This window comes from Embleya scabrispora, from assembly GCF_002024165.1.
Lineage (GTDB): Bacteria > Actinomycetota > Actinomycetes > Streptomycetales > Streptomycetaceae > Embleya > Embleya scabrispora_A.
Genome location: NZ_MWQN01000001.1, coordinates 3,107,786 through 3,126,605, shown reverse-complemented (window position 1 = coordinate 3,126,605; position 18,820 = coordinate 3,107,786). Strand labels below are relative to the sequence as shown.

The following is an 18,820-nucleotide window of genomic DNA, read 5'->3' as shown; positions in this document are numbered from 1 at the left end:
TTTCGGTGCGCCGCGTCGTGCCCCCTTCCCGGGGGCGCGACGGGCGTTCCGCAAGGATCCACCCCGACCCGAAAGGGCCGCCGCCGTGAGCGACCAGTCCACCCCCACCCCCCGCACCGCGAGCTACGCCGCGGCCGGCGTCGACATCGAGGCCGGTGACCGCGCCGTCGAGCTGATGAAGCAATGGGTCGGCAAGGCCACCCGGCCCGAGGTCGTCGGCGGCCTGGGCGGCTTCGCCGGCCTGTTCGACGTCTCCGCGCTCAAGCGGTACGAGCGCCCCCTGCTGGCCACCGCGACCGACGGCGTGGGCACCAAGGTCGCCATCGCGCAGGCGATGGACAAGCACGACACGATCGGCCACGACCTGGTCGGCATGGTCGTCGACGACCTGGTCGTGTGCGGCGCCGAACCGCTGTTCATGACCGACTACATCGCCACCGGCAAGGTCTTCCCCGAGCGGGTCGCGGCGATCGTCAAGGGCATCGCCGAGGGCTGCGTACTGGCCGGCTGCGCGCTGGTCGGCGGCGAGACGGCCGAGCACCCCGGCCTGCTCGACCCGAACGAGTACGACGTCGCGGGCGCCGGCACCGGCGTGGTGGAGGCCGACGCCCTGCTCGGCGCGGAGCGGGTGCGCGAGGGCGATGTGGTGATCGCGATGGCCGCCTCCGGCCTGCACTCCAACGGCTACTCGCTGGCCCGGCACGTGTTCTTCGCCGTCGCCGGCTGGAACCTCGACCGCGACGTCCCGGAGCTGGGTCGCACACTCGGCGAGGAACTGCTCGAACCGACCCGGATCTACTCGCTCGACTGCCTGGACCTGGCCCGGCGCACCGACGTGCACGCCTACTCGCACGTCACCGGCGGCGGCCTGGAGGCCAACCTGGCGCGGGTGCTCCCGGCCCACCTGGACGCCCGCCTGAACCGCTCGACCTGGACCCCGGCGCCGATCTTCGGCCTGGTCGGCGCGCTGGGCGAGGTGCCCCGGTCCGAACTGGAGAAGACGCTGAACATGGGCGTGGGCATGGTCGCGGTGGTCGCCGCCGACGCGGCCGACGCGGCCCTCGCGGTGCTCGCCGAGCGCGGCGTGCCGGCCTGGATCCTCGGCGACGTGGTCACCGGTTCCGGCCGGGCCGTACTGAGCGGCGATCACCGGGCATGACGAAGGCACCCGCGGCGCCCGCCGTCGTCCCGCGACGGGACGGCGGCTCGGCCGCGGGCGTGTTCGCGAACACGCCAAACGGCCCGGGGTCGAGTAGTCGTCCTACTCGGTCCCGGACCGGGCGGTGTCACTGTGCACGGGCACCCCGGCTGAAGAGGGTGTTTCGTCCCGTGCCCGACGACGAGGGGTGCGGGGTCAACGATGGCGCGATCGGCCGTCGTCTTCCTCGTCCTCGTCATCGTTGTAGCGAGCCGAATACCCCGCGTAGGGGTCGTCGAACTCGTCTTCACTCGTGTCGTCGTCAACCTCGGGCTTGCCGATCGGCAAGTCGGTTGGCGACGACGCGCCCAGCTCTTCAGCCAGACGGCTCAGATCCGTACCGCCGCTGTTGTACTTCAGCTGGCGGGCGACCTTTGTCTGCTTGGCCTTGGCCCGGCCGCGCCCCATGGCTCGACCCCCTCAACGACGGGGCTCACGGCCCCGGGTCTTGACACGCGTTCATAGTCAGAGACGGTTCGATGGCACTTGAGAACCGGCCCGTAGGGGATTAACGGTACCTGCTTCCGCTGCCGGACGGTACGTCGCATGGGTGACAGCGGGGCTCGGACCCCGACCGGGCTGTGCCGTTACAGCTGGTCAGGGGCCTGATCTGGGGTCCTTTGCCGGGTCTGACGATACCCTGTCGGTCAGCTTTGGAGGTAGATGTCACGCAGCCGGCCCACATCCGCCATCCGTTGCTCGGCCAATCGGTCGGCCGCGACGGCCGGTGGCACGCCCTCCTCGTCGGCCAGGGCGAAGATCCGCGCGGTGGTGGTGCGGATCCCGGATGCCTTGCGCTTGGCCCGTTCGAAGTCGAATCCGCGCCGCTCGTCGGCCACCTGGATCACCCCGCCGGAGTTGACCAGGTAGTCCGGCGCGTAGAGCACGTCTCGCTCGGCCAACGCCTTCTCGATCCCCGGATGGGCCAGCTGATTGTTGGCCGCGCCGCAGACCACGGCCGCGGTCAGCACCGGCACGGTGTCGTCGTTCAGCGCGCCGCCGAGCGCACACGGGGCGTAGACGTCCAGGTCCGGTATGCGGATCAGGGCGTCGGTGTCGGGCACGAAGTCCACCTCGGGGTGCTCGTGCCGCACCCGGGCCACCGCCCGCTCGTCGACGTCGGTGACCACCACCGAGGCGCCGTCGGCGACCAGATGCCCGACCAGGTGCCGGCCCACCTTCCCGACGCCCGCGACGCCCACTCGGCGTCCGCGCAGCGTAGGGGCGCCCCAGCGGTGTTCGGCGGAGGCGAGCATGCCCTGGAAGACCCCGTACGCGGTCAGCACGGACGAGTCGCCCGCGCCGCCGTTCTCGGGGGAGCGGCCGGTGACGAAGTCGCACTCCTTGGCGACCACGTCCATGTCGTCGACGTAGGTGCCCACGTCGCAGGCGGTGATGTAGCGACCGCCCAGGGACTGGACGAAGCGGCCGTAGGCGCGCAGCAGGACCTCGGACTTGTCCCGAGCCGGGTCGCCGATGATCACCGCCTTGCCGCCGCCGTGGTCGAGGCCGGCGAGGGCGTTCTTGTAGGTCATGCCGCGGGAGAGGTTGAGGACGTCCGCGACGGCCTCCTCCTCGGTGTCGTAGGGGTGGAACCTGGTCCCGCCGAGCGCGGGCCCCAGGGCACTGGAGTGGATCGCGATGATCGCGCGCAGTCCGCTCGCGCGGTCCTGGCAGAAGACGACCTGTTCGTGGCCGGTCGACCTGCCGAACACCAGGCCCGACGTCGTGTCGTGCGGGCCGTCCATGCTGTCGGTCACTGTGGTGACTCCATGGGTTCGTGGTGACGTGATGACACTGCGCCGCGCGGATCTGCGCGGCGGTTCAAGCCTAGAACCCGAGCGGATCACCGGGTTGGACCTTCTCCACCTCGGGACATCGGCGACGTGCCAAGATGCGTTCGTGCGGACTTCGGTGGTTGCCCCCTACGCGGCGTATCTGCGGGTGTACGAGCCGCTGGCGGCGTTTCCCGAGCCGGAGCGCGGCCGGTGGGCCGCGTACGCCGCCACGCGGCCGTCCGGCGCCTCCGCGGCGGCCGAACCGCCCTCGCCCGCCGGTCTCACCGCGCAGGAGCACCGCAGCGGCCTGGAGAACCTTCTGGCCACCCCTCCGGTGATCGCGCCGCCGCACGAGAGCGAGGACGCCTACGTGCAGGTCCTGGACGGCGTCACGGTCGTCTGCCCCCGGCAGACCCGGCTGCGCTGCTGGACGGCGCTGGCCGAGCTGCGCCGGGAGTACCCGGCGACCGTCCTGGACGTGTTCTGGCCCCGGCTGGTCATCGACCAGGCGCACCTGGAGCACGAGCGGTGGAAGTCGGCGCACCCCGACGTGCATCCGCACATCCACAGCAGCACCTGGCATGTCCCGGTGCGCTGGTTCGTGCTGTTCGCGCCGGAGGAGCGGGTCGTGGTGCCCGCGGCCGAGGGCGGCTCGGCCGGGCCCGGGGAGCTGTACTACCGGACCCCCATGGTCCAGGCCAGGCGCCGGATCGCCCGGGCGCTGAAGGTGCTGCGCGAGACGGTCGAGGACGGTGCGCTGATCACCGGCCTGGAGAGCGTCGGCCGGTGGTTGGAGGAGTTCCACCCGCGCGCGATGGTCGAGCTGGACTACGGCGGGCTGGTGCGGCTGGTCGCCCCCGATCCGACCGCCGACACCTCCGTCGCGGACGTCGCGGAGGGCATCGCCGCACTGGGATCCGGTGACGGAGCGCGAGCATCGGCGGCCTACCGCAGGATTACGGAGCGTTGGCAATCGGTACGCGCCCTGGAGCACGCGAGCTGAGCAAGCGTCCGCATTTCATGAAGTTTCGGCGTGACCGTCGTCACTCTTTCGTGTTCAGTCACCCCGCGATCTGAAAGCCTCTCAACCTGCTGGTTCGAGTTGTGGGACTCCCAGCTCTCCAGGTTGTCGGAGATCGACTCACAACAAGGTGCATACGCCAGCGAATGGTTCGTATATGATGAAAAGGACAAACCAGATGTAGTCGGTCTGGCCGGGTCGGGTCATCGGGGATACTTCGTTGCTGGTGGGGCGGGGTGGACGCGAGGGGACGGCCGGGCCCGTGTGACTCATCGTCACAGTCATGTGACTGTCCGCTATGCCTGGTCCTTCGGGATCGCGTGGCTTGAACCCTGGGATGCCAATTCCGGCGGTTTGACCAACCGGGTGCGGCGGATGGTGTACTTGTACTGTGAAGGACAAGCCGTTCGTCCTATAACCGACTTGGCCCTCGTGAACTATTTAGGACATCGTGGGTCAAGGTGCAGAATTTGAAGAAAGAACCGTGTTGGTTCGGTTCTCCCGAGGAGGCCGCTCATGACCGCTCGTACGCCTGATGCCGAGCCGCTGCTGACGCCGGCCGAGGTTGCCAGCATGTTCCGCGTCGACCCCAAGACGGTGACGCGCTGGGCCAAGGCCGGCAAGCTCACGTCGATCCGCACGCTCGGCGGACACCGTCGCTACCGCGAGGTGGAGGTCCGCGCCCTGCTCGCGGGCATTCCGCAGCAGCGCAGCGAAGCCTGAGGGCTGCGTCGAAAAGCTTTTCCCCTGAGTGCTGCACCGGATCCCGCCGGGTCCGGTGCAGCACTCTTTTGTGCGCCCGTACGCGCGCCTGCCGGGGGTCCGTCGGTGCCTGCCGTCCGCCGTGTGCGCTCGGTGTGCGCCCGGGCGGGCCGCGGCTTCGACGCAGTTGGGGCCGCGGGGTCGGCGCGCTGCCTTTGCCGAGGTCGGAGCCGGGTCGGGCGAGGTGCCGAGGGCCGTCCGAGGCGACGCCTTCACCAGTTGATCATGACGATGTCCAGTAAAATATCACATAGAATGCACGGTTGATTTCCGGCCGTCGATGGAGACGATCGACGGTCGAAACAGTGACCTTGGTCACACGGGCCCTTTCGGAGCGTGCTTCGGCGCCTGATGCCAATGGTTCGAACCTCTGCCGACCGGGACCACGTCGGTACGGCGGCGAGGCATCCATCCGAGCCGTCCGCCGGGTCGTGGCGGGCTCCGCCGCGGGTGCCTCGGGCCGGGGCTGTGGGGCGGGCGTCGGGGCCGCCGGGCCTGGCTCGACGCCGTGAGTGCCGGGCATGGCGCTGCACCGGCAGAGCCGGACTTCGCGGGGTGGAGGGAGACGGTCCGGATCGGACTCCGCCGGCGCGGGGGGTGCGCCGATCGGGACGGATTCGACGGGACGGGACCGAAATCGGCAGTCGAACACGCTGAGTGATCATCAGGGGCGTAAGAGGAAGATCCGGATTCCGCCACGGCGCCGGCTTTCGTGACTGTGTGCGAGCGATATCGGCCGGCCCGGATCCGGCGCGGTCATCACTGTGGCGTAGGTGGGCGATGCTCCGCGTGCGGGTTCGAGTACCCGGTGTTACCACTTGAGGGACGCGCGTGACCACTGTGACGCGCGAAAACCTCAGTGACCTCAGTGAAGAGGGACGCCATGACACAGACTCAGGATCTTGCGCTGTCGGTCGACTTCAGCAAGGGGTTCACGGACGCGTGGTCCTCCTTCGCGACGTTCGTGCCGAAGCTGATCGCGTTCCTCGTGATCCTGGTGATCGGCTGGATCGTCGCGAAGGTGATCGCGCGAGTCCTCGACCGGGTGCTGCGCAAGGTCGGCTTCGAGAAGGTGGCCGAACGCGGCGGGGTCGCCAAGACCCTGGAGGGTTCCAAATACGACGCCACCGGGATCATCGCCAAGGTCGTCTACTACGCGATCCTGCTGATGACGCTGCAGTTGGGCTTCGGGGTGTTCGGACCGAACCCGATCAGCGACATGCTCCGGGCCATCGTGCTGTGGATCCCGCGCGGCATCGTGGCGCTGGTGATCGTGGTCGTCGCGATGGCCATCGCCGGTGCGGTGCGCGACATCGTGCGCTCGGCGCTCGGCGCGGTCTCGTACGGCAAGACGATGGGCACCATCGCCTGGGCCTTCATCGTGGCGCTCGGCGTGATCGCCGCGCTCGGCCAGGCCGGCATCGCCGGGGCGATCACCGGTCCGGTACTGACCGCGGTGCTCGCCACCATCGCGGGCATCATGATCGTCGGCGTCGGCGGCGGCCTGGTCCAGCCGATGCGGCAGCGCTGGGACCGCTGGCTGGATGTGGCCGAGCGCGAGACCGCCAACGCGCGGGCCAGCGTCAACGCGTACCAGCGGGGCCGCGGTGACGCGATCGCCGGGCAGCCCGCGCAGACGCGCGAGGAACGCCGGTGACGCTCAACCCAAAAGATCGTGTTCGCGGACCAGCCAGCACACGGCGGTCAGGCGCAACGCGGCGAAGTCGTAGCCGACCGGCTCGCGCCAGTCGGTTTCGGCCAGTACGTCGGTGAACCCCAGCACATAGTCGGCGAGGTCCTCGCGGCGCAGTTGGCGCGGGATCAACCCCGCGCCGTCGGCGGCCAGCGAGGTGCGCACCGCCGCTGCGTGCTGGTCCACCGCGGCGACCAGCCCCGGCTCGAAGGCGAACTCCGCGAGCCGGGGCAGGTACGCGTCCACGACCCCCGCGAGGGGGCAGGAGGGCGGCTCGGCGTCGAAGAGTTGGCTCATGTCTCCACTTTAAACATATTTTTCGGCACCAATCCGCAGCTTTTTGTGGCGAATCAGTCGTCGGGTGTCCGGTGCCGGGATCCCGGTCAGACTCCGTTGGCGCCGAGCAGGGTGCCCACGGCGTAGGTGACCGCCATCGCCAGGGCCCCGCCGGCGGTGGTGCGGACGATCCCGCGGGTCGGCGGGGCGCCGCCGAGGCGGGCGCCGCTCCAGCCGCACAGGACCAGCGCGCCGAGCACGGCGGCCACCGTGATCGGCAGCCGGATCGAGGCGGGCGGCAACACCATCGCGAGCAGCGGCAACAGGGCGCCGACGGTGAAGGCGAGGAAGCTGGCGCCGGCCGCGTGCCACGGGTTGGTCAGCTCGTCCGGATCGATCTTCAGCTCGACCTGGGCGTGCGCGGCGAGCGCGTCGTGCGCGGTGAGCTGCTCGGCCACCTCGCGCGCCACCGGTCGGGTGAGCCCCTGCTTCTCGTAGAGCCCGGTCAACTCGTCGAGCTCGGCCTCGGGTTCGTCGCTCAGCTCGCGGCGCTCCTGGACCAGCGCGGCCCGCTCCGCGTCGCGCTGGGTGCTCACCGAGACGTACTCGCCGGCGGCCATCGACAACGATCCGGCGAGCAGCCCGGCCAGCCCCGCGGTGAGCAACTGCGCGCGCTCGTCGGTGGCCCCGGCCACCCCCACCACGAGACCGGCGGTGGAGACGATCCCGTCATTGGCCCCGAGCACCGCCGCTCGCAACCAGTTCAACCGCGCCCCCATGCCCTCGTCGTGCGGAGCATGCGCGGGCAACGCCCGATCGAACCCGTCAGCGGCACTCATGCCCGCAGTATTCCGACCGCCGCCGCCGCGAACCCGAGGGACACGAAGCCGAACCGCACACTGCACCCAGGTGGGCCGGCCCCCGGCCGGCGAAGGAGGGGGCCGGCGCGATCGTGGTCGCGCCGCTCAGGCCGCGGCGGCGGGACGGGCCGGTCCCTGGAAGACCTGGTCCGTGTGCCACGACCGGTGATCGGGGGCGATCGGCGAGGCCCCGGGTTGGGGGCCGAGCAGGGGGCGCCCGGTCAGGGCGAGGACGTGATCGCGGGCGGCGGCGCTGTGTCCGACGAAGCGTTGCGCGACCATCACGCGGTGCTCGTCGCTCACCCCGAGGACGCCCTTGTCGAAGAGTTTGTGATGCAGCGAACACAGGCACACGGCGTTGGCCACCTCGTCCGGGCCGCCGAGGGCCCACCAGCGCACGTGGGCGGCCTCGAGTCCGACGGGCATGGCGCCGATGCGGCCGTCGTAGCCGCAGAACGCGCACTGGTATTCGTAGGCGGTCAGTACCAGTTCGCGCAGCGCCGGGCTGCGGCGCCGCTGCCCCGGAATCAGCGGCCGGGTCTCGGCGTCCTCGATCTCCAGCCCGACGGCATCGCACAACTCCCGGTGGAGCGAGGGCGGGAAGTGCAGGTCGAGCACGGTACGCGCCATCCGGCCCAGCAGGGCGGGGTCGCTCCGCAGCGACGAGCGCAGGTCCGCGGCGAGGCGCCCGGCGGCGCCGGACGCTCGTAAGTCACCCACGTTGGTGCCGGGGCTGCCGTGGCCGCCTTTCGTGCGGACCTCCCACACCCCGTCGCTCACCAGGTGGTGGAACGGGTACGCGGGCGATGTGCGTCCGCGCGGCCCGTACTCGGCGAGCAGTCGCTTGAGGTCGTCCTCGACGGCGGTGTACGCCAACTCCCGGTCCGCGTCCTGCTGGTGTCGGGCGAGGGCGTAGAGCAGCAGCAGGGGTTTGTGCGGAGCACGGACGCCCTTGCTCGTCCACTGCCTCAGCGTCGCGGCGCGCGCCAACCAGTCCATGGCCCAGGATCATAGGAGGGCGCTGCCGGGCGGACCCCGAGCGCCTGCGGCGGTGCACGAGCACGACAAAAAAGCCCCGTTGCCGTATGTGAACGGCTTCGGGGCTTGCAGGCCGGTTCGGCCGGTACGCCTGGTGGCCAGGGGCGGGGTCGAACCGCCGACCTTCCGATTTTCAGTCGGACGCTCGTACCAACTGAGCTACCTGGCCTCGATGGATCAGGGCGCCTTTCGGCGCCCCGATCTTCCATCTTGCGGTCCTGACGGGATTTGAACCCGCGGCCTTCACCTTGACAGGGTGACGAGCACTCCAAACTGCTCCACAGGACCTCTGCGATCTCTTCCCGGCTTCCCGGGTTTCCCTCGCGGTGTTTCGTGTTGAACCCTACCGTACTGGCTGTCCGGCTTGTTGCGGCCCCCGAGGGGGTTGGTGCGTGCCCCCAACGGGATTCGAACCCGTGCTACCGCCTTGAAAGGGCGACGTCCTAGGCCACTAGACGATGGGGGCTTGTTGGCCGTGTCCGGCGTCTTGTTGCCGTCGGGGACGTCCCGAACTATACGGGGTTTTCGCCGGCGCTTGCAAAGCGGATAACCGGGGCCCCGCGGGGCGGGGGCGGAGGCCGCAGAATGAGGGGGTGTTGGAGATGTCGCGCGAGGAGTTCGAGGAACTGGTGGCCGAGGCCCTGGACCGGATCCCGCCCGAGTTGACCAAGCTCATGGACAACGTGGCGATCTTCGTCGAGGACGAACCCGACCCCGCCGGGGAGCACGGGACCAACCTGCTCGGTCTGTACGAGGGCATCCCGCTGACCGAGCGCGGGGACTGGTACGCCGGGGTGTTGCCGGACCGGATCACCGTCTACCGCAACCCGATCCTGCGGATCTGCGAGACGTACGAACACGTCGTCGAGGAGGTCGAGGTGACCGTCGTGCACGAGGTGGCGCATCACTTCGGGATCGGGGACGCCTGGTTGCATGAGCACGGGTACGGCTGAGGCGGGTCAGCGGGCCAGGGCGTAGCCGAGGGCGGCGGCGGTCAGGCCGAGGGTGACGCTGAAGAGTACGTACAGGGCGGCGAGCAGGCGTTGGCCCAGGGTGTGCAGTTCCACCGTCGCGTAGGCGAACGTGCTGAATGTGGTGAGCGTGCCGCAGAAGCCGGTGCCGACGAGGGTGGCCACCCGCTCCCCGGGGGCGAGGCCGGTGACGATGCCCAGGATCAGCGAGCCGACCACGTTCACCGTGAGCACGCCCCACGGGAAGGCCGACTTCCACCGCGTGGAGACGTATCGGTCGGTCAGGTAGCGGGCGGGCGCGCCGACCAGGGCGCCGAGGACCACCATCAGCGGGATCATCCGGCCGCTCCGCGCGAGCGGCGCACGGCGGCCAGGCCGAGGTGGACCGCGGTCGCGCCGAGGAGCACGCTGCCGGCCGCGTAGAGCCAGGCGGTGAGCCACGCGTGGCCCGCGAGCAGGGTGCGGGTCTCGACCGCGAACGTGGAGAACGTGGTGAAGCCGCCCAGGACCCCCGTGCCCAGGAACGGGCGCAGCAGCGGGTCGGGCGGGGTCACGCCCATCAGGACGCCCATCAGCAGGCAGCCGAGCACGTTGGTGATCAGCGTCGCCCAGGGGAAGGCGGTCCCCGCGTGCGGCATCGCCTCCGCGATCCCCAGCGGGCCGACGCGCCGATGGCGCCGCCGAGCGAGATCACGGCGAGGAGTCGGAACGGGGGCACCCGGGCCACGCTAGTACTCCCGGGCCCGGTTGCCGCCCGGGATCGTGCACGCTCCCGGCGCGCCATCACGCGCCGCCGCCGAACGGGTGACGGGCGGTGTCTCGAAATTGGAGCGGGAGTTGCTCCCTGGCCATGCTGAACCGGTGACCACCCAGGGGGCATCGGGCCGATGACGGACTTCGCCGACGACGAGCCCGAGTTTCCCGGAACCGGATCGTCGACCCGCGTGGGCGAGCCCGATCGGCGGTCGGCCGATGCCGCGCGCGACCCCGGGACGCCCCGGGCGGAGCCGGAGCACGCGGGGCAGCCGGCCGTGCCGCGTGCTCGCGACGCCCGGCGTCCGGTGCCGAGCGCACAGCCGTACGAACCGGTCGCCGGCGAGGCGTGGGGGAGTCCGGAGCCGCCGCGCGACCGGCTCGCCGCCGGCTCCGGCGACGTCGAGGACTTCGGGTCGGACCCGGCGGCCGAACCGGGGGCGCGGGATGCGGGGACCGTCGGGCATGCGGTCCTCCGGATCCCGCACCCGGGTCGAATCGGCGACCCGGCGGGGGACTTCGCCCTCTTCCGCACCGGCGGCAACCTCACGGCCGAAGTGGCGGAGGTGGCGGAGGTTTCGGAGGTCTCCCGCGGCGAGCCGGTGTCGATGCTCGCCGAGTGGTTCGGCGAACCCGACGTGATCCCGAGCGCGCCCCGCGTCGAACACGAGGCCGTGGCGACGGAGCGGCGGGCCGCGCGGCGGCACCGGTCCGCGCACCGGGGCCGCCGGGTCGCCGAGACCGCCCGCGCCGAGGTCGCGCGCGGGCTGCCCGAGGAGCGATCGACCGGCGCCGGTTGGGAGTTCGCGACCTTCTTCGTGGTGCCCGCGCTGATCCTCGCGGGCCTGCTGTACCACTTCGGCTGGACCCGCGCCGAGGCCCGGTCCGACTACCTCGGGTTCGACGAAAGCGTGCTGGGCACGCCGGCCCGGGATTATCTGGCGGACGGTCTGTGCACCCTGTATCGGCCGCTGCTCGTGGTCACCGGCGGGCTGCTCGCCGCGCGGATGGCGCACCCCCGGCTGCTGGCGTGGCTGCGCCGGCATCGGCGGATCGCCGGATGGTGCGTTCGTACGCTGCGCGGTGCGTGGTTCGTGGTGCCGGTCGCGGTCCTGCTCGCCGCACACCGGTGGCCGGTGCGGGATCCGCGCTGGGAGCCGTTGCTGCTGCCCGGGGCGCTCGCGGTCGGACTGTCGATCTGCGCGTACGGGGTGCTGCTCTCGCGTCGGATCGGTGCGCACCGGCGCGGTTCCGCCACGGGCGGGCGGCCGTGGTCGCTGCCGGCGCTGCTCACCGCCGCGGTCGTGGTGCTGTGCCTGTTCTGGGCGTCGGGGTCGTACGCGAAGGTGTCGGGGCGCGACGACGGCCGGGTCGTCGCACACCAACTGCCGCGGCGCACCGGGGTGGTGCTCTACTCGGTGCAGGATCTGCGGATGCGGTCCGAGGACGGGATCGCGGTCGAGGAAGAAATCGGTGCTTCCTATCGTTACCGCTACACCGGACTGCGCTTGTTGCGGCGTGCCCCGGGGACGCTGTTCCTGCTCCCCGAGCACTGGTCGTGGCAGCGCCCGAGGCTGCTCGTGGTGCACGAGGACGCACGTCTGAGGGTGGAGTACGAACGCACCCGATAGGCGTAAACGCGCAGTGATCGGGTACGCTGGTGAATCGCTTTGCCCATATCCAGGCGCTGCCACGAGTCGCGGCGCCTCGTAGGCTCGTTCTGGTGCTCCGCAGAAGTGTCGCTTTCTCGTGCGACCACATTTCGGCTGCGGACCTTCGAGACGGGCCGCATCCGGAAGGTTTTGCATGCCCCCCTATGCCAATGACACTGCTACGCCCATGCCCGGTACCGAAGGTGCCGAGGTGCAGGAGGGTGTGGCGGATGCGCAGGCAGCCGAGGTGACCGAGGTCGCTTCGGAGATCACCGAGATCGCCATCGAGATTGCCGACGAGGTCGTCGCGAACGACGACGACACCGTGTCCGCGGCGGACGCCGACGAGGACACCGACACCGACACCGACGCCGAGGCGGGCGTCGAGAACGACGAAGAGGCCGACGAGCGGATCGAGGCTTCGGACGAGGCCGAGACCGAGGCCGATGAGAAGCCCGAGCCGACCGGCCCCAGCTTCGCCGAGTTCGGTCTGCACAAGGACGTCGTGGAGGCGCTCGCGCGCCGCGGCGTGACCCACCCGTTCCCGATCCAGGCCGCGACGCTGCCGGACGCGATGGCCGGCAAGGACATCCTCGGCCGCGGTCGTACCGGCTCCGGCAAGACGCTGGGCTTCGGCCTGCCGATGCTCACCCGGCTCTCCGGCCGCAAGGCCCGCGCCCGGCGCCCCCTCGCGCTGATCCTCACCCCGACGCGTGAGCTCGCGATGCAGGTGCACGACGCGCTCGAGCCGTACGGTCGCATCCTCGACCTGCGGATGAAGACCGTCACCGGCGGCATGTCGATGCCGAAGCAGATCTTCGCGCTCGAACGCGGCGTCGAGATCCTGGTGGCCACCCCGGGTCGGCTCCAGGACCTGGTCGACCGCGGTTCGGCCGTGCTGGACAACGTCGAGATCACCATCCTCGACGAGGCCGACCAGATGGCGGACATGGGCTTCCTGCCCGAGGTGACCGCGCTGCTCGACCTGATCCCGGCCGGCGGTCAGCGGATGTTGTTCTCCGCCACGCTGGACAAGGGCGTGGACGCGATCGTCCGCAAGTACCTGGTCAACCCGGTCACCCACTCGGTGGACCCGCACGCGTCCTCGGTCACCACCATGTCGCACCACGTGCTCGTGGTGCAGCCGAAGGACAAGACGTACGTCACGGCGGCCATCGCGGCCCGTCGCGGGCGCACGATGATCTTCGTGCGGACCAAGTTCGGCGCCGACCGCGTCGCGCAGCAGCTGCGCGAGGCCGGTGTCCGCGCCGAGGCGCTGCACGGCGGCATGACCCAGGGCGCGCGTACCCGCACCCTGGCCGAGTACAAGGAGGGCCGCACGCCGGTCCTGGTCGCCACCGACGTCGCCGCCCGCGGCATCCACGTCGACGGCATCGACCTGGTCCTGCACGTGGACCCGGCCGCCGACTCGAAGGACTACCTGCACCGCGCGGGTCGTACCGCGCGCGCCGGCGAGGCCGGTGCGGTGGTCACCCTCGCGCTGCCGCACCAGCGCCGCACGGTGGACCGCCTGATGGAGGACGCCGGCGTCGAGCCGACCCGCCTTCGGGTGCAGGGCTCCAACGACCCGGAGATGCGCAAGCTGACCGGCGCGCGCACGCTGTCCGAGGTCAAGGCGCAGTCCGTGGCGGACGCCGCGGTCGAGGCCGAGGCCGAGGCGGAGCGGCTCGCGCTTCGCATCGTCGAGCTCAAGGCCGAGGCCGCCGAGCTGCGCCGCAAGGCGGCCGAGCTGGCCGAGGCGGCCAAGAACGGCGACGTCCCGATGCGCACCGAGCGCTACGAGCGCCCGGACCGCGACCGCGGGGACCGGGGCGACCGTGGGGACCGTGGGGACCGGCGCGAGGGTGGCTACCGCGGTGACCGCGGCGACCGTCCGTCGTACGGCGACCGCGGCGGCGACCGTCGTGGGAGTGCGCCGCGTGGCGACCGTCCGTCCTATGGCGACCGGGGCCCGCGTACCGGTGACCGTCCCTCCTACGGCGGCGGCGACCGGCGTGAGGGCGGCTACCGCGGCGACCGTCCGCAGAGTGACCGGGGCCCCCGTGGCGACCGGCCCGCGTACAACGACCGTCCGTCGTACGGCGGCGACCGTTCCGCGCGAGGTGGTGACCGTCCGTCCTACGGCGACCGCGCCCCGCGTGGTGACCGTCCCTCGTACGGGGACCGCGCGCCGCGTACCGGTGAGCGTCCGTCCTACGGCGGTGGCGACCGGCGCGAGGGTGGCTACCGCGGCGACCGTCCGTCGTACGGCGACCGGGCGCCGCGCACCGACCGGCCCGCGTACGGCAGCGACCGCGCCCCGCGTGGCGACCGGCCGACCTATGGCAGCGACCGGCCGTCCTACGGCGACCGTCCGTCGTACGGCTCGGGCCCGGGCGAGCGTTCGCACGATCGCGCGCCGCGTCGGGACGGGCACTACGACCGTCCGGCCGGTGGTGCGGGCGACCGCAAGCCGCGTTGGAAGCGTGACGTGTAAGCGGAGTGTAATCACACGGTAACCGTGCTGTAGTCGCGTCATGGAGCGGGGCGGGATCGATTGCGTATCGATCCCGCCCCGCTCAGTAATGTGGCGGCATGAAGCGGACCTCGTTCGGAACCTGGCCGTGCTCCATCGCCCGTGTCCTCGAGTTGTTCGGCGACGGATGGACGCCCCTCGTGTTGCGCGAGGCGTCCTACGGGGTCCGGCGGTTCGAGGATCTTCAGGAGAATCTGGGCATCGGCCGCAACGTGCTCGCCCAGCGGCTGAATCTGCTCGTCGAGGAGGGTCTGCTCGACCGGGTGCCCTATGAGGAACGGCGGCCCCGGCACGAGTACGTGCTGACCGCCAAGGGGCGCGACTTCTTTCCCGTGCTCGTGGCGATCGGCCGGTGGGGCGACACCTGGCTGGCGGACGAGGACGGGCCGCCCGTGGTCTATCGGCACGGCGGCTCGGGAGGGCACGAGGCGCAGGCCGAGGTGGTCTGTTCGGTATGCGGCGACCCGCTCCACCTGGAGGACGTCGAGCCGTTGACCGGACCGGGTATGACGCCGCGTCAGGCGCATCGGGCGGTGGCCGAGGGGCGGTGCGGGGCCCGCCCGTCGACGGTGCCGGCGCAGCGCGCGCCCTGGTAGCGGCGCCCGCCCGCTCGCCGCGTCCTAGCCTCGGCTCGGCTCGCCCGCGCGGTCGCCGCGTTCCAGGCGGTCGCGGGTGCCGAGGTCGGCCCGGTCGGCGGCGGCCTTGCCGTGGCGCCAACCGTCGGCGTCCCGGCCGCGCAGGCGGTGTGTGGTGCGGGTGGGGAACATGCGCTCCGTGCTCTCCTTGACCGCGACCTCACGGGCGGCCAGCGCCGGCAGCAGTCGGTTGTCGGAGGCCGCGTTCGCGTCCGCGACGGCCTCCTCCTCGGCGGCGGTCAGCCGCTCGCGGATCCGGTCGGCGTAGGCGATCAGGAAGGACTGGCGGAAGGTCTTGGTGCGTCGCGCGCGGCCGGAGTCGTGCAGGTGCGAGCCGGCCCGGTTCATCGCGGCGGTGGCCTGGACCAGGAGCGAGGTGTACAGCAACTCGACCGCGTCCAGGTCGGAATCGAAGCCGACCACGGTGGAGAAGCCCAGCGAACTCGACCAGATCGCCTGGCAGCCGTTGGCGTCGGCGACCGCGTCGAGCAGCAGCGCCTTGGCGCCCTCGTACGGGTTGTCCACACCGATCCGGCAGGCGCCGGGGGTGTGCGCCGCGTCCGCGCCGACGCCGAGCAGCGCCTCGTCGATCCGGTGCCGGGTCATCAACTCCTGGGCCTTGGCGGTGAGCGCCTCGGCCTCCTCCGGGTATTCGGTCGACTCGGCTTTCGCCAACAGGGCGCGTACGCGGCCGAGTTGTCGCTCCTCCCCGGTGGCCGGGCGGGTCTGCGCGGGTTCTCGGAAGGTCGCGGCGGTGAGCGGTTCGATGGCGGGCAGCCGGGCGATCGAGCGGAGCAGTTCGAGCACGCGCGCGGCGGTGCCGAAACGGTCCAGGCCCTCGCGGGCGCCCAGTTCGGTGAGGTAGGCGTCGTCGGTGCTCCACCACGGGGTCGTCGCGTTCAACTCGCGCACCTGGGCGCTCCACCGGCGGCCGGTGCCCGCGTAGCTCCGGGCCTGCGCGGCGACCAGGTCGGCGGCGATCGGGCCGTGTCGCTCGCCCAGGTCGCGGGTGACCGCGCGGACCACGTCGGCGGGTTCCCAGCCGCGGCGCCGGCAGCCGTCGGCGGTGCGCTCGTACAGCACGAGCACCGCGCGCGAGACGTCGGGCCAGTCGGCGGCGGAGGCCGCGAGCAGGGAGGCGCCGAGGTCGATCGCGTCCGCCAGGGCGTCGTCGGACGCGCTCAGGACGGCATGGAATTGGGTTTCGACGAGCGTGGAGGACACCCGTCAAGCATTGCATTTCCGGCGCGCGGCTTCGCTCACGACTGGGGGCGGGGCGCTCAGGCGCGGGCGTAGCGGCCGGGCGCGGTGCCCACGGCGGCGGTGAAATCGCGGGTCAGGTGCGCCTGGTCGGCGTAGCCCAGGTCGGCCGCGAGTGCCGCCCAGTCGATGCCGGCGCCGTGTTCGGCCCGCTCGGCGACCTCCTGGAGCCGGGCCCGGCGGAGCACCCACTTGGGACCGACCCCGACGTATTCGGCGAACAGTCGCTGTAGGCGGCGGACCGGGACGCCGACCTCCTCGGCCAGGTCGTCGACCCGGAACAGGTTCGGTGTGGTGGTGATCCGCGCGACGATCGCGGCGGTCTCGGCCACCGCGGGATCGGGGTCGGCCGCCGGCAACGCGGCCCGCAGCCAGGCCTCGGCGAGGGCGACCCGCTCCGGCTCGGCGGCGGCGCCCAGCACTCGCTCACCGGCGGCCACGACCGCCGGGCCGAACAGATCGACCGCGGGCACCACCCGATCGGTCAGCGTGGCCACCGGAGCGCCCAGGACCGGCCGGAAACCGCCCGCGCGGAACTTGATCCCGAACACGTGGCCGACCCCGCTCAGCTCACGCTCGAAGACGTCGCGGACCACGCCGTAGACGGCCGGGAACGGCTGCTCGAAGACCACGTGCACGTTGGGGTGCGAGAGCACCTTCTGCCGGAAGGGCGCCCGCCCGCCCAGATCCCAGTGCACGATCCAGTGGTGCTCGACGAACGGCGCCAGGTCGGCGGCCGGCTCGTAGAGGCTCACCCGGTGGCAGGTCGCGGCGCCGGCGCGCAGCACCCCGCGAGGGCGATAGGGAAGCCTCATCCGGCCACGGTAGCCGGCGCCGGTGACATCGGCTCGGGCTGTCGCGTTTGTTCAAGACCGGTCGCGGAAGCGCGCCATAGCGTCGTTTCCATGAATATTCACCACCTGTTCGTCGAAGCAGCCGCCGAAGCCGACCGGATCGCCCACGGTGTCGCCCCCGCGCCCGCCGCCGGACCGACGCCGTGTACCGACTACGACCTGCGCGCGCTGATCAACCACTGGGTGGTGTTCACCTCGCACGGCCTGGAGCACCGGGCGCTGCGCCGGGAGTTGTCCGAGGACCTGATCGCGCGCGATTTCGTCGCCGAGCCGGACTGGGCCGACGCGTATGCCGCGCAGCTGGGGCGAGGCGTGGCGGCCTGGGCCGATCCGGCGGTGTGGGAGGGCGAGATCGCCTTCGGCGGGGGCGGCACGATGCCCGCGCCGGAGATCGCCGCGATGTTGCTCGCGGAGCTGGTCCTGCACGGCTGGGACGTGGCCCGGGCGACGGGGCAGGACTACCGGGCATCGACCGAGCTGGGCGAGGGGATCGAGGCCGTGGTGGCGAACTACGCGCAGATGTACCGCGAGTACGCCGGTTTCGCCGAGGAGGTGCCGGGCTTCGCGGACGCGACCGCGTTCGAGCGGGCACTGGCCGCCTCGGGGCGGGACCCGCGCTGGACTCCCTGACCCGGGCCGGCGGCTCGATCGCGTCGTCGACGACCGGGCAGGACCGTCGCGGGTCGGCAAATCCGCGCGGGAGCGGATCGGCTGTGCCTATGGTGGCCGCCGATCCCCTCCGGAGGTATGCGTGGCAACGATGGCGACACTCGACGGCTTCGCGAGTACGGTCCGGCACAGCCCGGGGGCGGAGCGGCGGACCGCGTTCGTCGCCGGGCGGGTCGACCGGGCCGCGGCGTGGTTGGCCGACCGACTCGGGTTCGCGGCGCGGGTGCGGCTGTCGGTGGCGGACGCGGACGACTGGGACGCGGTGGCGACGGTGCCGCTGTACGGCACGCCGCAGGGGAGCGGGGACCACCTGCGGGTGGCCGCCGACGACGGCTGGTTCGGGGCGGAGCTGTACGCGGGCCTGCGGCCGCACCTGGGCGCCGGCACGGTCGGGCGGCTGCGCGAGGTGTACGGGGAACCCCTCGCGCTGCGGCCGTACTTCGACCTGGTGGCGGTGCACGAGTTGACCCACCTGTTCCAGGACCAGGTCTGGCCGGCGTATCCCGGGATGTGGATCGCCGAGCTGCACGCGAATCTGGCCATGGTGGGCTACGCGCACGAGGTCGAGCCGGATCTGCTGCCGGTCCTGCGGGCCTTCACCTCGACCGTGGACGACCTGCCGGTCGAGGCCGCCCCGCTGCGTGAACTCGCGGACATGGAGCGCTCGTTCGAGCACGGCGCGGTCAACTTCGCGTGGTTCCACTTCCGGTTGACCCGGGCCGCCGAGGAGTTGTGGGCGGCCGGCGGCGCGGAGGTGCTGCGCGGGGTGTACGAGCACATCGGCGCCGCCGGCGGGGCCGAGCATCCGGCGCTGCGCGAGGTGGCCGCGGGATGGTCGGGTCGGATGCGGGCGGGGAGTTGAGG

General features: G+C 71.7%; 19 protein-coding genes and 3 tRNA genes. 10 read left to right on the top strand and 12 right to left on the bottom strand.

The window, feature by feature from the left end; genetic code table 11:
• Positions 1-85 precede the first annotated feature (85 nt).
• Positions 86-1,159 (top strand): phosphoribosylformylglycinamidine cyclo-ligase, encoded by a 1,074-nt coding sequence (gene purM, locus B4N89_RS13840; protein ID WP_078976140.1) that lies wholly within the window; start codon positions 86-88, stop codon positions 1,157-1,159.
• A gap of 195 nt (positions 1,160-1,354) precedes the next feature.
• Here the strand turns inward: purM and B4N89_RS13835 are convergent, their stop codons facing one another.
• Positions 1,355-1,606 carry a DUF3073 domain-containing protein gene (locus B4N89_RS13835; RefSeq protein WP_020555620.1) on the bottom strand — a complete coding sequence of 84 codons (252 nt, stop codon included), beginning with the start codon at positions 1,604-1,606 and terminating at the stop codon, positions 1,355-1,357.
• Between the two features lie 239 nt (positions 1,607-1,845).
• On the bottom strand, positions 1,846-2,946 hold the full coding sequence (locus B4N89_RS13830; protein WP_078979351.1) for a Glu/Leu/Phe/Val family dehydrogenase: 1,101 nt from the start codon (positions 2,944-2,946) through the stop codon (positions 1,846-1,848).
• Between the two features lie 154 nt (positions 2,947-3,100).
• On the opposite strand from B4N89_RS13830, the gene B4N89_RS13825 reads away from it, so the two are divergent.
• From B4N89_RS13825 to B4N89_RS13815, 3 genes are all read left to right on the top strand, one after another.
• Positions 3,101-3,979, top strand: coding sequence for a hypothetical protein (locus tag B4N89_RS13825; RefSeq protein WP_235618609.1), 879 nt, complete (start codon positions 3,101-3,103; stop codon positions 3,977-3,979).
• Between the two features lie 534 nt (positions 3,980-4,513).
• Positions 4,514-4,720 (top strand): developmental transcriptional regulator BldC, encoded by a 207-nt coding sequence (gene bldC, locus B4N89_RS13820; RefSeq protein WP_020555617.1) that lies wholly within the window; start codon positions 4,514-4,516, stop codon positions 4,718-4,720.
• A 922-nt stretch (positions 4,721-5,642) separates the two neighbouring features.
• A complete protein-coding gene (locus B4N89_RS13815; RefSeq protein WP_078976138.1) occupies positions 5,643-6,416 on the top strand; it encodes a mechanosensitive ion channel family protein in 774 nt (257 codons plus the stop codon).
• 3 nt (positions 6,417-6,419) lie between these two features.
• On the opposite strand, the gene B4N89_RS13810 is transcribed toward B4N89_RS13815, so the two are convergent.
• The 6 genes from B4N89_RS13810 to B4N89_RS13785 all read right to left on the bottom strand — a co-directional run bounded on the left by B4N89_RS13810 (position 6,420) and on the right by B4N89_RS13785 (position 9,092).
• The gene (locus B4N89_RS13810; RefSeq protein ID WP_078976137.1) at positions 6,420-6,749 is read right to left on the bottom strand and encodes a DUF6401 family natural product biosynthesis protein; all 330 of its coding nucleotides are present in this window, start codon (positions 6,747-6,749) and stop codon (positions 6,420-6,422) included.
• 86 nt (positions 6,750-6,835) lie between these two features.
• Positions 6,836-7,567: a VIT1/CCC1 transporter family protein gene (locus B4N89_RS13805; RefSeq protein WP_078976136.1), complete on the bottom strand. Its 732-nt coding sequence runs from the start codon at positions 7,565-7,567 to the stop codon at positions 6,836-6,838.
• Between the two features lie 126 nt (positions 7,568-7,693).
• A complete protein-coding gene (locus B4N89_RS13800) occupies positions 7,694-8,587 on the bottom strand; it encodes a phosphorothioated DNA-binding restriction endonuclease (RefSeq protein ID WP_078976135.1) in 894 nt (297 codons plus the stop codon).
• A 131-nt stretch (positions 8,588-8,718) separates the two neighbouring features.
• Positions 8,719-8,795: transfer RNA gene (locus B4N89_RS13795), tRNA-Phe, on the bottom strand.
• A gap of 44 nt (positions 8,796-8,839) precedes the next feature.
• Positions 8,840-8,914: transfer RNA gene (locus tag B4N89_RS13790), tRNA-Asp, on the bottom strand.
• Positions 8,915-9,019: 105 nt separating this feature from the next.
• Positions 9,020-9,092, bottom strand: a tRNA-Glu gene (locus tag B4N89_RS13785).
• 127 nt (positions 9,093-9,219) lie between these two features.
• On the opposite strand from B4N89_RS13785, the gene B4N89_RS13780 reads away from it, so the two are divergent.
• Positions 9,220-9,579 carry a metallopeptidase family protein gene (locus tag B4N89_RS13780; protein ID WP_078976134.1) on the top strand — a complete coding sequence of 120 codons (360 nt, stop codon included), beginning with the start codon at positions 9,220-9,222 and terminating at the stop codon, positions 9,577-9,579.
• Between the two features lie 6 nt (positions 9,580-9,585).
• Here B4N89_RS13780 and crcB read toward each other — a convergent pair whose 3' ends face one another.
• A complete protein-coding gene (gene crcB / locus B4N89_RS13775; RefSeq protein ID WP_078976133.1) occupies positions 9,586-9,936 on the bottom strand; it encodes a fluoride efflux transporter CrcB in 351 nt (116 codons plus the stop codon).
• Positions 9,933-10,235 carry a fluoride efflux transporter FluC gene (locus B4N89_RS13770; protein ID WP_235618608.1) on the bottom strand — a complete coding sequence of 101 codons (303 nt, stop codon included), beginning with the start codon at positions 10,233-10,235 and terminating at the stop codon, positions 9,933-9,935. Before B4N89_RS13770 ends, crcB begins: the two co-directional genes overlap by 4 nt.
• 249 nt (positions 10,236-10,484) lie before the next feature.
• Here B4N89_RS13770 and B4N89_RS13765 point away from each other — a divergent pair, with 249 nt between their 5' ends.
• The 3 genes from B4N89_RS13765 (at position 10,485) to B4N89_RS13755 (ending at position 15,134) form a co-directional block, all read left to right on the top strand.
• A complete protein-coding gene (locus B4N89_RS13765) occupies positions 10,485-11,981 on the top strand; it encodes a hypothetical protein (protein WP_078976132.1) in 1,497 nt (498 codons plus the stop codon).
• A gap of 208 nt (positions 11,982-12,189) precedes the next feature.
• Complete coding sequence (locus B4N89_RS13760) at positions 12,190-14,499, top strand: DEAD/DEAH box helicase (RefSeq protein WP_101897084.1); 2,310 nt, start codon at positions 12,190-12,192, stop codon at positions 14,497-14,499.
• Between the two features lie 98 nt (positions 14,500-14,597).
• Positions 14,598-15,134, top strand: a complete 537-nt coding sequence (locus tag B4N89_RS13755) for a winged helix-turn-helix transcriptional regulator (RefSeq protein WP_078976130.1) — start codon at positions 14,598-14,600, stop codon at positions 15,132-15,134.
• A 24-nt stretch (positions 15,135-15,158) separates the two neighbouring features.
• On the opposite strand, the gene B4N89_RS13750 is transcribed toward B4N89_RS13755, so the two are convergent.
• Both B4N89_RS13750 and B4N89_RS13745 read right to left on the bottom strand, forming a co-directional pair.
• A complete protein-coding gene (locus tag B4N89_RS13750; protein WP_078976129.1) occupies positions 15,159-16,397 on the bottom strand; it encodes a DUF2786 domain-containing protein in 1,239 nt (412 codons plus the stop codon).
• Positions 16,398-16,453: 56 nt separating this feature from the next.
• Positions 16,454-17,248 carry a helix-turn-helix domain-containing protein gene (locus tag B4N89_RS13745; RefSeq protein ID WP_078976128.1) on the bottom strand — a complete coding sequence of 265 codons (795 nt, stop codon included), beginning with the start codon at positions 17,246-17,248 and terminating at the stop codon, positions 16,454-16,456.
• 90 nt (positions 17,249-17,338) lie between these two features.
• Here B4N89_RS13745 and B4N89_RS13740 point away from each other — a divergent pair, with 90 nt between their 5' ends.
• Together B4N89_RS13740 and B4N89_RS13735 are read left to right on the top strand one after the other, a co-directional pair.
• Positions 17,339-17,917, top strand: a complete 579-nt coding sequence (locus B4N89_RS13740) for a TIGR03086 family metal-binding protein (RefSeq protein ID WP_078976127.1) — start codon at positions 17,339-17,341, stop codon at positions 17,915-17,917.
• Positions 17,918-18,047: 130 nt separating this feature from the next.
• A complete protein-coding gene (locus B4N89_RS13735; RefSeq protein WP_078976126.1) occupies positions 18,048-18,818 on the top strand; it encodes a hypothetical protein in 771 nt (256 codons plus the stop codon).
• Positions 18,819-18,820 lie beyond the last annotated feature (2 nt).